The following is a 14,903-nucleotide window of genomic DNA, read 5'->3' as shown; positions in this document are numbered from 1 at the left end:
GTCCTATAGACAATACAGAACGTTAGTCCACAAACGCTTGATCTGGCCGGGCGGGATGCGTACCTTTGCCGGCTTTTCCGAACCCTGCCACCCCTGGAGAGCGCCATGTCCGCTGATCTCGAGCATATCCGTCAAATCATGCGAGAGGCTGACTGCCTGTACACCGAAGCCGAAGTCGAAGCGGCCATCGCCCGTGTCGGTGCGCAAATCAACGAGCAACTGGCCGATGCCAATCCGGTGGTGTTCTGCGTCATGAATGGCGGACTGATTTTCTCCGGCAAGCTGCTGACCTATCTGAACTTCCCATTGGAAGCGTCCTACCTGCACGCCACCCGTTATCGCAACGAAACCAGCGGCGGTGACTTGTTCTGGAAGGCCAAGCCGGAAGTTTCGTTCATCGACCGCGACGTGCTGATCATCGACGACATCCTCGACGAAGGTCACACCCTGGGCGCCATCATCGACTTCTGCAAACACGCCGGTGCCCGCGCCGTGCACACCGCCGTGCTGATCGACAAGGACCACGACCGCAAGGCCCGTCCGGACTTGAAAGCCGATTTCGTCGGCCTGCCGTGTATCGACCGCTACATCTTCGGCTACGGCATGGACTACAAAGGTTACTGGCGCAACGCCAATGGCATTTTCGCCGTCAAGGGAATGTAGTCGATGACCCGGCCAAGCTTTCTGGACCATGCACTGTTCGATGGATTGGCCGAAAAAGCCGCGGCCAGCCCTCGTGGACGGCAGCACCATAACTTCCACGAAATGGATGAGCCGTGCCACCGCATGGCGGTGGGCTTGCAGCCTTGCACCTACATCCCGCCGCACCGCCACCTGAGCGCCGACAAGGCGGAAACCTTGCTGGTGCTCAAGGGCCGGCTGGGGGTATTGATCTTCGATGAAGCCGGCGCGGTGGTGGACAAGCGCATCTTGCAGGCCGGCGGCGATTGCCTCGGCGTCGACCTGCCGGCCGGCGTGTATCACGGACTGGTGGTGCTGGAAGCCGACAGCCTGATGTTCGAATGCAAGGCCGGCCCCTACCGCCCCGTGGGCGAAGGTGAACTGGCCCACTGGGCGCCCCGTGAAGGTGAGCCAGGCGTCGCCGAGTACCGGGCCTGGATGCGTGCTCAGTTCGACTGAGCACCGAATCAGTCGCCGGCACGGAGCTTTTGTGGCGAGGGGATTTATCCCCGCTGGGTTGCGAAGCAGCCCTGAAATCAGGCGACTCGGTATGCCGGGTTGAGCGAGTCGATCGGTTTGGGGTCGCTTCGCAACCCAGCGGGGATAAATCCCCTCGCCACATGAATCTGCTGTGCACCAGCGATCTCACTATGAATCAAGCAAGTCTTGGATGAGCCGCGCCGCTGGCCAACCACTGCTCGCTCTTGACCCGCGCCTGCTCCAGGGTCTGCACATACGCCAATTGCCGCTGCTCGCGATGAATACCGGCACGGCGCAGCTTCAGGCGCACCCTGGGCGCCGTCGCGACCAGGATCAGGCCGATGCCCTGCTTGCGGTAATCCTTCAGGATGTTTTCAAACGCAGCCAGCGCGGTCATGTCCAGCATGGGCACGGCGCTCATTTCCACCACCACCACGCGCACCCCCGGATCGAACTTGCGCAGCACGTCCAGGGCTTTTTCTGCCGCACCGAAGAACAGCGGCCCACGAATTGCGTAGCAGCGCACATGCTCGGGCATGTCCAGCAGGGCCTGGTGGAAGTGGCGAGGCAGTTCGGCGCTGTCGGTCAGTTCGCTCATGCGCTTGATGAACAGCCCGGCGGCCAGCAGCAGGCCGACGGCGACGGCCATGACCATGTCGAACAGCACGGTCAGGCTAAGGCAGGTCAGCAGCACCAGTACGTCGCTGCGCGGGGCGATGCGCAAGGTATGCAACACGTGTCCGGCTTCGCTCATGTTCCAGGCCACTATCACCAGTAGCGCCGCCAGGGCTGCCATGGGCAGGTAGCTGAACAGGGGCGCCAGCAACACCATCGCCAGCAGCACCACAAGGCTGTGAATGATCGCCGCCAGCGGTGAAGAGGCGCCGCTGCGCACATTGGTCGCGCTGCGGGCAATGGCCGCCGTGGCGGTGATACCGCCGAACAGCGGCGCCACGAGGTTGCCCAGGCCTTGGCCGATCAGCTCGGCATTGGGGTCATGCTTGCTGCCGGTCATGCCATCCGCCACCACGGCGCACAGCAACGATTCGATGGCGCCAAGCATGGCAATGGCGAAGGCCGGGCCCAGCAATTGGCGGATCAGATCATAGGAAAGCGTCAAGGGATGCCCCTGGCCATCTGGCAGGTTCCAAGGCCACTCGAAGCTCGGTAAAAACGGCGGGATACCGGGGTGGCTGATGCCATCGACCATGTAGCTGAAGCGCTCACCCAATGTCGCCACCGGCCAACCGCCGCGCTCCAGCGCCAGTCCCAATAGCGCCCCGACCAGCAAGGCAACCAAATGCCCGGGAACCCGCGGTACCCAGCGTGGCCAGGCAAACAGCACCGCCAGGCACGTGACGCCGATGATGCCATCGCCGAGCCGGGCACTGGGCAATGCCACGATCAGTTCGCCCAACTGTTCGATGTAGTGCTTGGCTTGCCCGACGGTGGTCAACCCCAGCAGGTCCTTCAGTTGCAAGGTGGCGATGACCACGCCGATCCCTGCGGTAAAGCCGAGGATCACCGGGTAGGGGATGTATTGGATCAGCCGTCCGGCGCGCATCAGGCCCAGGGTGATCAAGATCAGGCCCGCGAGCATGGTGCATAACAACAGGCCGCCCAGGCCGTGCTGTTGCGTGATGGGCAGCAGGATTACCACGAATGCCGCCGTCGGCCCGCTGACGTTAAAGCGCGAGCCGCCGGTGAGGGCGATCAAGGGCGCGGCCACCAGCACCGTGTACAAGCCATGTTGCGGCGGCACGCCAACGGCAATCGCCAGGGCCATGGCCAGGGGGATGGCGATGATGCCGACGGTCAGCCCGGCCACCAGGTCTCCACGCAGGCGTTCCAGGTTGTAGCCGGCGCGCCAGGTCTGGCGCCAGGCGGCAAATATCGGTGGGGCGGAGAAGGCCATAGAAACTCCACGAAGTGAACGGGGCTAATATCGAATTCCCGGCAAACACTCAACTTGTGGCGAGGGGATTTATCCCCGTTGGGCTGCGAAGCGGCCCCCATCGGGTTGGGGTGTTCTGTCTGATTCACCGAGTATCCGGTTTAGGTCTGCTTCGCAGCCCAGCGGGGATAAATCCCCTCGCCACAAGAGGCATCTGTGATGCGAGGGCTGATGGCTCCTTGAGTATGCCGTGCCCATGGCGCGGATGTATTGACCTGGATCGTTTATTTCCAGCGTTCCTGCTCATGCTAGAGTGCCCGGCCAAGATTCTGGAGGTTGTCATGCGTGTATCGATCCGCCGCTGCGCCACTTCACTGTTGATCGCCTGCCTACCCTTGACGGCCGTGGCCGCGCCGATGCACAGCCAGTTCCTGCCGCCGGATGACCTGGTGGTGCGCCAGGAGCAGCCTGAGCAGCAGCAGTTGCTGCAAGTGACCGAGTATTCGGTGGTGCTGGGTAACCAGCGTCAGTCCAACCAGCAACCGATACCGGTCACTTCGCCCTTGCTGGTCCGTCTCAAGGGCAAGCCGATGAACAAGGGCGCGACCCTCAGCCAGGTGATCCTTAACTTCGACGGCGAAAGCAAAAGCCTGAAGAAACCGGTTTTCGACGAGGCGAGCAAGACCCTGACGCTGTCTTATCCTCAGGCTCAGTACCGGGTGGTCATCGATCTGCTGCGCAACAACACGGTCTACGTGCAGTTTCTCACCTACGCCAACGGTCATATCTGGGCCGACCTGCACACCGGTGCCGAACGCCCGCGTTGAGCCGCGAGGCCTGCCGGGGGTAAACTGCCCGCCCCGTGAACTGTGCGAGCTGGAGCCGGCAATGCGTAAAGACAAGAAACAAGTGATTGGCGACGAGATTGGCGATGAACAGATCAAGCTGTTCCTCAATTTCGAACCGGTCGATGCCACGTCGCCGTCGCTGCACAAACTGATCAAGGCCTACCGTGGGCTGCGGGTCGATGACTTCGAGCGGTTCCTGACGTTTTTCGTGGAGGCCGGTTACGACCTTAATGGCAAGGATGAGCACGGCAACGATTTCGTGGCGTTGATCCAGAACCAGCGTAACGCCGAGGAATACATTGAACTGATCAATAAGGCGCGTGGCTGATCGCGTTAATGTCATGTCCGCGTCCGTCACGACGTTTGAGTGTCTGCATCAGTATTTCATGACGTACTCAACTAAGCCCGAAAGGTTATGTCACCATTCGGGCTGTTTTGTTTTAACTGGATTTCCATTACTTTTGGGTTGAAACCAAGGGGTTTCATTTCAATCGCTAAATGGAGTTTTATTTATCATGGAAGATAAAGGTAAATGTATCGCCGGGTGTTTATTGGCCCTGATCGGCTGTCTGGCAAGTTCGGTTTCCAATGCGTTCGATGAGATCGTCAATGTGGAAATATTCAACGCAACGTCAGCGGTCATTGTGCCGGGTAGCGATTTCACGTGGTCTCTGGCCCCGGAAAATGCGGGTCACAGCTTTTCGATAAGTCCTGGGGAGCGCCAGGAGCTGACCTATTATTTGCCCCAGGCGCGTGCCGAGCGGGAGTCATTTACCTACACCCAAGGAAACCGCACCTGCCATTTCAGTTTCGGGCATATTCCTGGCGTGCCGGTGAGTGACGGACAGACAATGCCTTATCGGCGCTGGGTTGAAGCGAAACCGGCAGGTGCCTGTGTTGCGGAGTTACTAGAGGTTGAAGATGACGATGATTATGTTCGTCATGGCGGAACACGCATCAAGTTCAGTATGAAGTCATAATGCGGGTAATAAAAAGCCTCCTGTTTGCACGGGAGGCTTTTTATCAGTACACAGTATCAGGCGTAACTTTGAGCCTTGCTGTCTTCAACCAACTCCAACGCAATGTTGTTCTGCGCGTTGATCTTGCGATACAGCGTCGCGTCGGTTTCCAACACTTTTTCCCGGGCCGGGAAGATCTCTGCGAGCTTGGCAGCCCACTCGCCCTTGGCTTTGTCCGGGAAGCAGCGCTCGATCAGTTCCAGCATGATCGACACGGTCACCGAAGCACCCGGCGATGCGCCGAGCAGGGCGGCGAGGCTGCCGTCCTTGGCCGCCACCAGTTCGGTGCCGAACTGCAGGACGCCACCTTTCTTCGGGTCTTTCTTGATGATCTGCACCCGCTGGCCGGCCACTTCCAGGCGCCAGTCCTCGGCTTTCGCCTCGGGGTAGAAGCGACGCAGGGATTCCAGGCGCTGTTCCATGGACTGCATGACTTCGCTGATCAGGTACTTGGTCAGGTCCATGTTGTCCCGGGCCACGGCCAGCATCGGGCCGATGTTGCCGGCACGTACCGACAGCGGCAGGTCCATGATCGAGCCGTGCTTGAGGAACTTGGTGGTGAAACCGGCGTATGGCCCGAACAGCAGGGATTTCTTGCCATCGACTACACGGGTGTCCAGGTGCGGCACCGACATCGGCGGCGAGCCCACGGCGGCCTGGCTGTAGACCTTGGCCTGATGGTGCTTGACCACTTCCGGGTTGTCGCAACGCAGCCACTGGCCACTGACCGGGAAGCCGCCGAAGCCCTTGCTTTCCTCGATGCCCGAGGCTTGCAGCAGCGGCAACGCCGCACCGCCGGCACCAAGGAACACGAACTTGGCGTCGACTTCGCGGGTGCTGCCGGAGTTGACGTCCTTGATGCTCACGGTCCAGCCACTGCCGTTGCGCTTGAGGCCGGTGACGCGCTTGCAGTATTTGACCTGAGTGTCCGGGGCGCTGGTCAGGTGCTTGAGCAACTGGTTGGTCAGGGCGCCGAAGTTGACGTCGGTGCCGTTCATGACGCGAGTGGCGGCGATGACCTCATCGGCCGGCCGGCCAGGCATCATCAGCGGCATCCACTCTGCCATCCGGGCCTTGTCCTCGGTGTATTCCATGTCGGCGAAGGCGTGATGCTGGCGCATCAGCTCGAAGCGCTTCTTCAGGAACGACACGCCTTTCTCACCCTGCACGAAACTCAGGTGCGGCACCGGGGCGATGAACGATTTGGATGAGCCGAACGTGCCTTTTTTAGTCAGGTACGTCCAGAACTGCTTCGACACCTCGAACTGGGTGTTGATGTGCACGGCTTTCTTGATGTCGACACTGCCATCGGCTGCCTGGGGCGTGTAATTGAGCTCACACAGCCCGGCGTGGCCGGTACCGGCGTTGTTCCATGGGTTGGAACTCTCCGCGGCACCGGAATCCATCAGCTCGACGACTTCCAGCGAGATCGCGGGGTCGAGCTCCTTGAGCAGTACGGCCAGGGTGGCACTCATGATGCCGGCCCCTACCAGAACTACATCGACTGCTTCGTTATGCGCCATTTAACGCGTCTCCAAAATCTGCAGCACCAAATTGTCGGCATAGCGGCCAGGATTGGCGGGGCAGGTCAGTTGCGCCCCAGTTATCCATGGCCAGGATCGCCATGTCCGAATCTTCGCAATTTTTCGCACCTACTGCGGATGCATGCAGCCTGGCCTCAAGAGTCACATGAACTCATTTAAACGCCGGGCAGGCAATTCGACTTATGGCCGAGACATCCGTTCGTGCAACCAAATCCGTAGCGGACAGGCTTCAGGCGCCGGTTCTTGAGCGATATCCGGTCCTGTGTCGTTGGGCTGTTTCAGACGCTAATGGTGCTTGTTCAGACGCAAAACTCTTCATTTGCTCGCCACACTCTCGTGAAGTTGTGAAAACCCGTTTTTTCACGCTCTTTTGAAGACGTGAACCTCAAAAAAGGGCTGTCCCAGCCTGGCACTGCGCCCGGTTTGGTTGCCCCCATGGAGTACATGACAGGCAAAACGGGCAGACAGCTCAGTGACCGAGCGTAATGACAGCTCTGCAGATTCGCGAAAAGTGGTGATTTGCCTGGAGGAACAGCAAGCGCGCCAGCTTCACTCGATCTGTGTGGGCGGCTCTCTGTGGGCGTTGCGGGGTGCCAATACCAGCGCATCAGCGGTGTTGCGAGGCCCGATCAGGAGACGTCCTTATAATCGGGGGGAGATTGTATCGAAGAAACGCAGGGAAATGGTCGTGTTTAATGACTTTTATTAGCCGTCCGGTCAGATGGTCAACAGCTGCCGGTTACGTGCGCGGGCAGGAAGCGGTTGCACGCGGGCGCTGGCGGGCAATGGCTGGTGCAACCAGTTGAGACGGATCTCTTCGATTTCCACCCAGCCTTCGCCCATGGGTTGCAGGCTGCACTGCTTGAACGCCTGGCAACGGCCGTTGCGATCGAGCAAGGCGAAGCTGCGGTGATGAGGGCGAGGGGTGAATAGGGAAATAAGGAAGCGCATGATCGGATACCGGGTCAGGGAGCTTGGGGCAAGCCTGACAGCGGGCTATGACATGCCGGTGTAAGGACCGTGACAATGGGGTGACAGGAACCGGCAACCACGGCCCGTGTCAGACATTTCAGTATTCATCGTGCGACGCTAGTTCACGGCGATGGCGCACCGCTATACTGCCGGCCTGTTTGTGCCCGATTCTGGAGAGAAGAGCATGTTGCAACGCCTGTTGTTCGGTTTGATCGCTGTGACCAGTCTGACCCTCGTCGGCTGCGCCCACAGCCCGCAACAACTTAACCCGGAGCCCAAGCTCAATGCCCAACTGGCGCCTGTGGGTCGTGGCCAGCCGGTGGTGGTGCGAGTGGTGGACGGTCGTCCGTCGCCGACGCTCGGTACTCGTGGCGGGCTGTATCCGGAAACCAGTGTGATCACGGTGCAGGGCGCGCAGATCCTGCCCAAGCTGCAGGCCCAGGCTGAAGCTGCCGTGCGTTTGCTGGGCTTCACGCCGACCGCCAATGCCTTGAATGCACCGCAACTGACCGTAACCCTGGCCGAGCTCAAGTATCAGTCACCCAAGGAAGGCATGTACGTGACCGAGGCCACCATCGGCGCGACCTTCCGCTCCGACGTGCAGAACGCCAACCGCCGCTACAGCGGTCGTTACGGTGCTTCCCTGGACCAGCGTTTCGGCATGGCGCCTAACCAGGACACCAACACCAAGCTGGTCAGCGACGTCTTGAGCGATGCCCTGACCCGGCTGTTCAAGGATCCGACCATTGGGCAAGTGCTGGCTGAATAAGTGACAAACCTCACAACCCCTGTGGGAGCTTGCCCCACAGGGGTTTTTTATGGGCGATGTTCTCAGGCGGCCTGGGAATAGAACTCCAGCACACTGATCCCGGTCAGCAGGTCGGTCTCTGGAAGGTCGGCATGTTGATGGCCGCCGAGGGCGCAATACACCAGCCAATGTCGGTCCTGCACGTTGAAGGACAGGCTGTCGACGAGGTTCTGTTGTTCGTCGCTTGGGCTGATGAGATACAGGCGATCCTGGTTTTCGGCGTGCAACATGAGGGGTTCCGGGCAGGTTTGAAGGGCGACAGAGTGGCCTAATCAGATGACGAAACCGTGACGCAAGGAATTACGACGAATTAAGGCCTTTCTCCTGTGGCGAGGGGATTTATCCCCGTTCGAGTGCGTAGCACTCGCAAGCTCTTGGGTTGTAGAAAGCTCGGGGCTGCTTCGCAGCCCAGCGGGGATGAATCCCCTCGCCACAAAGTCACTACGCCAACATCCGAAGGCGCCGGAGAAGGTCGTTACTGGTCGGAAAAAACGGTGCAGGGCGGCAGGCTTTCGGTAGAATCCGCGCCCTGTTCGTAGGCCACGGACGTGTCCTGTCCGTTTTTCGCTTGAGGTTCGTGATGTCGCTGCATCTGCTTTCGTTGTTCGCCGCCCACCCCGCCAAACTGATCAACTTGCTTGCGTTGCTGTTTGCCTGCCCGGGCGGTTGGGTGCTGCATGCGACGCGCCGCCGTGAACAGCGGGCGCGGGCTTGCCTTGAAGCGCGCAATCGCGATGGCAACGAACGCTTCGAAGCGCTGCTGGATCTGGCCACCCAGCGGATGAACCGATTCTTCTATCGGTTCGGCTTTGGCTGCCTGGCGCTGGCGTTGCTGGTGTCGTGGATCAGTACGCAGTTCTGATGAGATAACCGTTTTGATCGGGGCATGGTGGCCTGTGGCGAGGGGATTTATCCCCCTTGGGCTGCCTAGCAGCCCTGACCAGGTTGATGTGATCGACCAGACTTACCGAGCTGTCAGGGTTTGGGGCTGCTGCGCAGCCCAGCGGGGATAAATCCCCTCGCCACAGCAAGCTCCCTCGCCACAGGGAACCGTGTCCTCAGACCTGTCGCTTAAAGCGCCAACCCCGCCTTGACCCGATACTGATTCCGCACCGGCGTCGCGTATTGCAGTACCAGGAACGGCCGGTGTTCCGGCGGGCAAGCGTCCAGCCGGCGCTGCCATTCTTCCTGGGCCTTGGCCAGTTCTTCGGCACCAAACACCTCGGCCGCCTTGGGCACCTGCAACTGCGGGTCGGCGTCGGCCCATTGGGCATAAGCCAGGTAGTGCACCGGGAACAGGCGGTAGCCGCCGAGAATCTGCCGATCCATCTCCTGGGCCAGTTGCTTGGTGTCCTCGAACAACTCGGTGATGGGCGCGGCGAAGTTCACGTGGACCCGGCCCTTATAGCCGGTGATGCCCTTGGCGATGCTCACGTCGTCCTCGCCCGGAGCCTTGGTGTAGGTGCCGGTGGTTGCGCGGATGTACAACTCGCGGGCCTTGGCCTGGTCGCACGGGTCGTATTCGTAGCTGATCGACACCGGGGTGAGGTTCAGTGACTGGATCACTTCGCCGAACGGCTCGTCCTTGCGGCTCATGTGGAACATCTTGAGGATCGCCGATTCGGTCCGGTCGTCACCGTCCTTGGCCCGTCCTTCGGCCTGGGCGATCCAGATCGAGGCGCAGTCGTTGCGGATCGAATGGTTGATGTACGCCGACAACAACTGGTATGCCGCCATTTTTTCCCGCCGCCCGGTGATGGAGCGGTGCACGATGAAGCTCTTGTTCAGGCGCATCAGGTCGCTGACAAAGGGCTTTTGCAGCAGGTTGTCGCCAATGGCGATGCGCGGCGTCGGCAGGCCGGCGTGGTATACGGCGTAGTTGACGAAGGCCGGGTCCATCACGATATCGCGGTGGTTGGCGATGAACAGATACGCACTGCCGGACTTGAACTGCTCCACACCGGTATAGGTCACGCCGTCGGTGGCGCGCTCGATGGTGTGGTCGACATAGAACTCCACTTTGTCCTGCAACGTGGCCACCGACGTCACTGCGGCGAACTCACGGCGCAATCTTTGCGCTATAAGGGGTTTGAGCACCCAGCCGAAGGCGCCGGCCAGGCGTGGGAAGCGGAAGTGGGTGAGGATATCTAGAAACGCCTTGTCGCCGAGCAGTCGTGCCAGCACCGCTGGGACTTCGCTGTCGTCGTAAGGTCGGATGGCATCGAATTCGCCCATCATGCTCTCTTGTTGGAAACGGCTAGGGTAAGTAAAGGTTCTGACGAAAAAACGACAGGGCACGGCCTGGAAGATAAGCCAGACAAAAATAGCCCTGCAAATAGACCGGCGATTATACGCACAAGTCACCTGGGAGACCGCGATGCTGGAAAGCGCTCATTATGAATGTCCCTATTGTGGGGAGGACGTAGAGACATCCCTGGACTTGTCCGGCGGCGATCAGACCTACATCGAGGATTGTCAGGTCTGTTGCCGGCCAATCACCTTTGTGTTGCAGGTCCATGGCGAGGAATGGCATCTCGAGGTCTTCAGCGAAAACGACTGACGGGGGCGACACCGATGCGGCGAATCTACGAGCTGGAAAACCTGATGGAAGGCGAGTTGTTGCAAGGCATGCTTGCCAGTGAAGGCATCACGGCACATCTGGTGGGGCGCGATTTGCTGGGCGGTGCAGGGGAGTTGCCCATGCAGGGCTTGCTGGGACTGGCAGTGGAAGATGACCAGGCGCAATACGCCCGGGAGTTGATCGCCGCGTACAATGCCGCACTGCCGTTGCCCGGCGATGAACCGGACAGCTATCCCGGTACGCTGGTCTGTTAGGCTGGCGGCCGTTTGTTCGATCAAGAGTCGTGTTGCCCCATGTGTGGACGTTATGCCCTGTTTCGCTGGAACCCCTCCTTTGCGGCCCTGCCCGGTTTTCCCGCCGACCAGAAGGCCCAGTGGAATATTTCGCCCAACGATTCGGTGCTGATACTGCGGGCCGACGCCGAGGGCCAGCGTGAACTGGCCCGGGCGCGCTGGGGCCTGACGCCGCCTTGGTTGACCGACCTGTCCCGCACGCCGGCCCATGCCCGGGCCGAAACCGTGGCCGAGCAGCCGATGTTCCGCGAGGCCTTGCGCCTGCGCCGTTGCCTGCTGCCGGCCAATGGTTTCTATGAGTGGCGCGGCGGTACGCGCAAGCGTCCGTACTGGTTGACGCCGGGGGAGGGTTCATCGCTGTTTTTCGCCGCGATCTGGGAAGCGTATCCGGTGCAGGAACAGGTGTGGCTGAGCACGGCGGTCATCACTCAACCGGCGGCGGGTCAGCGCCGGCCGTTGATTCTGGACGAAGAAGGCCAGCGCCTGTGGCTCGACCCCGAGACACCACTGCATGCTTTGCAAGGGCTGCTGGCAAGCGAGCCGGCGCCATTGCGCGAGCGGGTATTGGCCAATATGGTCAATGATCCGAAACTCAATGGGCCGGAGTGCTTGACTCCGGCTTGAGCGTTGGGGTGATTGCGCCGGTCTCATCGTCGGATCGCCGCCCGGAGCACGCTCGCTCCCACATTAGGTTCTGAACGTTACTCGTGATGCGGCTCACCCAGGAAGGTCAATGAGGTGAACACGCCACGGGTGGCCACGTCCTTGTTGTCCTTGAGCGCAATTTCCATCTGCGCCGCGATCACATTCAAGCCTTCGTTGCGCACCAGTACCTTGGCTCGGCCTTCTGCGTCGGTTTCAGTCGAGACGGTGTTCGGCATGCTGCGGTAGTCGCCCACCAGTTTCACACCAGCCGCCGGTTTGCCGTCCAGCAGCACCCGTACCGGCAATGACAGGCCCGGGCCAACGGTCAGCGGGTCGACTTCCGGCAGGATCACGAACTTGATCGGTGCAAGCGTCGGCAGTTTCGCCCCCGGTTCATAGATCGCCAGGCTGTATTTGAACGTATGGGTCGATTCGATCGCCCCGGGCACTTTGCTGCGGCCTTCGTTGATCCACTTCTTGTCGGCCGTCTGGGACCACATGCCATTGTCCATCGCCACGGCCAGCACCGCTGGCGGCTTGAGTGGTTGCAGGCGGGCGTGGTCCGGCAGGCGCTCTACGGTGACGGGGATCATCTTGCCGCCCAGGTCATAGGCCCAGGTACCGCTGATTTTCTGCGCCTTGAAGGCATTGTCTTCGGCACCGTGGCCGTAGATCACTTCGACGTTGCCGCGACGCTGTTCGGTCCACAGGCCATGGGCCGAGGCCTGTGTGGCCAGGAACAGGCCGAGCAGAGCGAAGGTCTTGGGGTATTTCATGCTGACTTCCTTATAGATCGAGGGTGAGGCTGACAGTGAAGTTGCGCGGATCGCCGGGAGTGACCCAGTAATTGCTGTAGGAGCGTTCGTAGTATTTTTCGTCGAAGACGTTATTCAGGTACAGGCCCACGGTGACGTCATCGCTGGCCTTGTAATGGGCCAGCAGGTCCACGGTGTGGTAGGCCGGCAGTTCGAAATCCTTGCCGGCTTCGCCCGAGCGATCGCCGACGTAAGTGAACGCCGCGCCAACATCCGAGCCGCGCAGGTGCCCATCCTGGAATTCGTAGACCCCCAGCAGGCTGCCGCTGTGTTTAGCGACGCCGAGGATCCGGCTGCCTGTGGGGTTTCCCGGGTCACCCTTGGTCACTTCGGCGTCGATGTAGGCATAGGCGCCGATCACCCGCACGGCGTCGGTCACCTGCCCGGTCAACTGCAAGTCGATGCCCTGGCTCCGCGCCTTGCCGATGGCGCGGCTGAAGTCGGTGCCGGCGACCGGGTTCAGGACGTTTTCCTTCTCGATATGGAACGCCGCCAGGGTGGTGCTCAGGCGATCGTCTAACAACTCGCTCTTGATCCCCACTTCATAGCCGACGCCTTCCTCGGGGTCGAAGGCTTTACCGCTGGCATCCAGGCCATTGTTGGGTTTGAACGAGGTGGAGGCGTTGGCAAACAGGCCGACCTCGGGCGTCAACTGATACAGCAGGCCGGCCCGTTGCGTCAGGGCGTCGTGGCGTTGGCGGCTGGTGAGGTGGGTGTTGTGGTCGTCGATGCTTTGCTCGAAATGCTCATAGCGCACGCCGAGGATGCCCCGCAGTTTGTCGGTGAAGACGATCTGGTCTTGCAGGTTCAGCGCGCGGCTTTGCACATGTTCGAAGAAGTCTGTGCCGGAGGGCGTGCCAGTGGGTTTTGGCTGGCCGTAGACCGGCTGATAAATGTCGATGGGGTAAGCGCCGGCGATGTTGGTCACGCGTTCGTTCTTGCGGTAGTCCTCGTATTCGCTGCCGATCAACAGTTCGTGCTGCCAGGGACCGAAGTCGAACAGGCCGCGCAATTCCAACTGAGTGATGCTGTCGTGCCAATTGTTGTCACGCTCGCGGTAGCGGCGATTCACCGTGTGGCCATCGGCGTTCAGCGCGCGCGCCTCGGAAGCGAAGCCCCAGAGTTCGCCCTGCTTGTAATGGCTGGCCAGGCGCAGTTGCCAGGTGTCGTTGAGCTGATGCTCGAGGGCGGCCTGGAGCATGTTGTTGTGATTGTCGATGTCGCCGTCGTTGGGTTCGCCCAAAAAGGTCGAGCGGGATACGCCGCTCCAGCGATTGTTCGGAGCGACGATGCCGCGGTCGAACGTCGAGCTGTGGCGCACGATTTCGCTTTCCACCAGCAACCGCGTATCGGGGTTCAGTTGCCAACTGATGGAAGGCGCAACGAAAACACGTTTGCTGCCGACATGGTCGCGAAAGCTATTGTTGTCCTCGACCGCCAGATTGACCCGCGACAACACGTTGCCTTCGGCGTCCAGTGGCGTGTTGACGTCCAGCGCAGTGCGGTAGCGATTCCAACTGCCAGCGCTGGTTTGCAAGGTGGTGAAGGCTTCGGGCTGGGGTTTCTTGGTGACTATGTTCACCGTACCGCCTGGATCGCCCCGTCCATACAGGCTGGCGGCTGGGCCCTTGAGCACTTCGATGCGTTCGATGTTCGCCGCGTCCGGCGTGCTCGGATAGCCACGGTTGGCGCTGAAGCCGTCCTTGTAGAATTCCGATGTGGTGAAGCCGCGCACGCTGTATTCGTAGAGCGTCAGGCCACCGAAGTTGTTCTGCTTCGATACACCGCCGGCGTATTCCAATGCCCGTTCGACGTTGGTGCTGCCCAGGTCCTTGAGCACGCTGGCGGGAATCACGCTGATCGATTGCGGGATGTCGCGCAGAGCGGTGTCGGTTTTGGTGGCGCTGGCGGAGCGGGTGGCGCGATAGCCTGTGACGGGCCTGGTGGGGGATTCGTAGTCGGACGTCACGGTGATGGCGTCCAGCTCCAGAGGCTGGAGGTCTTCGGCGTAGGCCGGATCGCCCAGCAGGCCCAGGGCCAGGCCTGCGAGGGAAATCCGTTTTAAAGGCGGCATGTTATATTGTTCCAATTCTTAGAATTGAAACAATATAACACTACTAATGAGAATTTATGCTATCTGTAATTTCAAGTGAAATCTGGATGGGGTTGCCAAGGGGATCACTTGGAAATGCAGGTAGGAATCTTTGTGGCGAGGGGATTTATCCCCGTTCGGCTGCGCAGCAGCCGTAGACCAGTTGGTGCGGTTCATCTGATGGACCGCGGTGTCTGATTTTGGGGTTGCTGCGCAACCCAGCGGGGATAA

At 60.4% G+C, this 14,903-nt stretch carries 17 protein-coding genes; 10 read left to right on the top strand and 7 right to left on the bottom strand.

Annotated elements, in window-relative coordinates:
- Positions 1–105 precede the first annotated feature (105 nt).
- Together BT116_RS13620 and BT116_RS13615 are read left to right on the top strand one after the other, a co-directional pair.
- Positions 106–663, top strand: coding sequence for a hypoxanthine-guanine phosphoribosyltransferase (locus BT116_RS13620; protein WP_053125250.1), 558 nt, complete (start codon positions 106–108; stop codon positions 661–663).
- Positions 664–666: 3 nt separating this feature from the next.
- Positions 667–1,140: a WbuC family cupin fold metalloprotein gene (locus BT116_RS13615; RefSeq protein WP_072344470.1), complete on the top strand. Its 474-nt coding sequence runs from the start codon at positions 667–669 to the stop codon at positions 1,138–1,140.
- 196 nt (positions 1,141–1,336) lie between these two features.
- On the opposite strand, the gene dauA is transcribed toward BT116_RS13615, so the two are convergent.
- Positions 1,337–3,076 carry a C4-dicarboxylic acid transporter DauA gene (gene dauA, locus BT116_RS13610; RefSeq protein WP_072344465.1) on the bottom strand — a complete coding sequence of 580 codons (1,740 nt, stop codon included), beginning with the start codon at positions 3,074–3,076 and terminating at the stop codon, positions 1,337–1,339.
- Positions 3,077–3,396: 320 nt separating this feature from the next.
- On the opposite strand from dauA, the gene BT116_RS13605 reads away from it, so the two are divergent.
- The 3 genes from BT116_RS13605 to BT116_RS13595 all read left to right on the top strand — a co-directional run bounded on the left by BT116_RS13605 (position 3,397) and on the right by BT116_RS13595 (position 4,883).
- On the top strand, positions 3,397–3,882 hold the full coding sequence (locus BT116_RS13605; RefSeq protein ID WP_072344462.1) for a hypothetical protein: 486 nt from the start codon (positions 3,397–3,399) through the stop codon (positions 3,880–3,882).
- 61 nt (positions 3,883–3,943) lie between these two features.
- Entirely contained in the window at positions 3,944–4,231 is a 288-nt protein-coding gene (locus tag BT116_RS13600; RefSeq protein ID WP_072344458.1) for a PA4642 family protein, read from the top strand.
- Between the two features lie 187 nt (positions 4,232–4,418).
- Complete coding sequence (locus BT116_RS13595; RefSeq protein ID WP_072344455.1) at positions 4,419–4,883, top strand: hypothetical protein; 465 nt, start codon at positions 4,419–4,421, stop codon at positions 4,881–4,883.
- A gap of 56 nt (positions 4,884–4,939) precedes the next feature.
- Here BT116_RS13595 and mqo read toward each other — a convergent pair whose 3' ends face one another.
- Positions 4,940–6,445: a malate dehydrogenase (quinone) gene (mqo, locus tag BT116_RS13590; RefSeq protein ID WP_072344452.1), complete on the bottom strand. Its 1,506-nt coding sequence runs from the start codon at positions 6,443–6,445 to the stop codon at positions 4,940–4,942.
- A 738-nt stretch (positions 6,446–7,183) separates the two neighbouring features.
- A complete protein-coding gene (locus BT116_RS13585; RefSeq protein ID WP_072344449.1) occupies positions 7,184–7,417 on the bottom strand; it encodes a hypothetical protein in 234 nt (77 codons plus the stop codon).
- Positions 7,418–7,622: 205 nt separating this feature from the next.
- Here BT116_RS13585 and BT116_RS13580 point away from each other — a divergent pair, with 205 nt between their 5' ends.
- Positions 7,623–8,207: a YajG family lipoprotein gene (locus tag BT116_RS13580; RefSeq protein ID WP_003205489.1), complete on the top strand. Its 585-nt coding sequence runs from the start codon at positions 7,623–7,625 to the stop codon at positions 8,205–8,207.
- Positions 8,208–8,269: 62 nt separating this feature from the next.
- Here the strand turns inward: BT116_RS13580 and BT116_RS13575 are convergent, their stop codons facing one another.
- On the bottom strand, positions 8,270–8,476 hold the full coding sequence (locus BT116_RS13575; protein WP_003185312.1) for a hypothetical protein: 207 nt from the start codon (positions 8,474–8,476) through the stop codon (positions 8,270–8,272).
- 350 nt (positions 8,477–8,826) lie between these two features.
- On the opposite strand from BT116_RS13575, the gene BT116_RS13570 reads away from it, so the two are divergent.
- A complete protein-coding gene (locus BT116_RS13570; RefSeq protein WP_072344446.1) occupies positions 8,827–9,108 on the top strand; it encodes a hypothetical protein in 282 nt (93 codons plus the stop codon).
- A 209-nt stretch (positions 9,109–9,317) separates the two neighbouring features.
- Here the strand turns inward: BT116_RS13570 and BT116_RS13565 are convergent, their stop codons facing one another.
- Positions 9,318–10,484 (bottom strand): 1-acyl-sn-glycerol-3-phosphate acyltransferase, encoded by a 1,167-nt coding sequence (locus BT116_RS13565; protein ID WP_072344443.1) that lies wholly within the window; start codon positions 10,482–10,484, stop codon positions 9,318–9,320.
- A gap of 139 nt (positions 10,485–10,623) precedes the next feature.
- On the opposite strand from BT116_RS13565, the gene BT116_RS13560 reads away from it, so the two are divergent.
- From BT116_RS13560 to BT116_RS13550, 3 genes are read left to right on the top strand one after another with little or no spacing between them, the layout of a single operon-like run.
- Positions 10,624–10,806, top strand: a complete 183-nt coding sequence (locus tag BT116_RS13560; RefSeq protein WP_072344439.1) for a CPXCG motif-containing cysteine-rich protein — start codon at positions 10,624–10,626, stop codon at positions 10,804–10,806.
- Positions 10,807–10,820: 14 nt separating this feature from the next.
- Positions 10,821–11,081: a putative signal transducing protein gene (locus tag BT116_RS13555; RefSeq protein ID WP_072344436.1), complete on the top strand. Its 261-nt coding sequence runs from the start codon at positions 10,821–10,823 to the stop codon at positions 11,079–11,081.
- Between the two features lie 39 nt (positions 11,082–11,120).
- Positions 11,121–11,744 carry an SOS response-associated peptidase gene (locus tag BT116_RS13550; RefSeq protein WP_072344433.1) on the top strand — a complete coding sequence of 208 codons (624 nt, stop codon included), beginning with the start codon at positions 11,121–11,123 and terminating at the stop codon, positions 11,742–11,744.
- A gap of 77 nt (positions 11,745–11,821) precedes the next feature.
- On the opposite strand, the gene BT116_RS13545 is transcribed toward BT116_RS13550, so the two are convergent.
- On the bottom strand, positions 11,822–12,541 hold the full coding sequence (locus BT116_RS13545) for a DUF4198 domain-containing protein (protein ID WP_072344430.1): 720 nt from the start codon (positions 12,539–12,541) through the stop codon (positions 11,822–11,824).
- 10 nt (positions 12,542–12,551) lie between these two features.
- On the bottom strand, positions 12,552–14,654 hold the full coding sequence (locus BT116_RS13540) for a TonB-dependent siderophore receptor (RefSeq protein ID WP_072344427.1): 2,103 nt from the start codon (positions 14,652–14,654) through the stop codon (positions 12,552–12,554).
- Positions 14,655–14,903 lie beyond the last annotated feature (249 nt).

This window comes from Pseudomonas sp. NFACC16-2 (assembly GCF_900119205.1).
GTDB lineage: Bacteria > Pseudomonadota > Gammaproteobacteria > Pseudomonadales > Pseudomonadaceae > Aquipseudomonas > Aquipseudomonas fluorescens_Q.
This window is presented reverse-complemented; position numbering and strand designations above follow the sequence as displayed.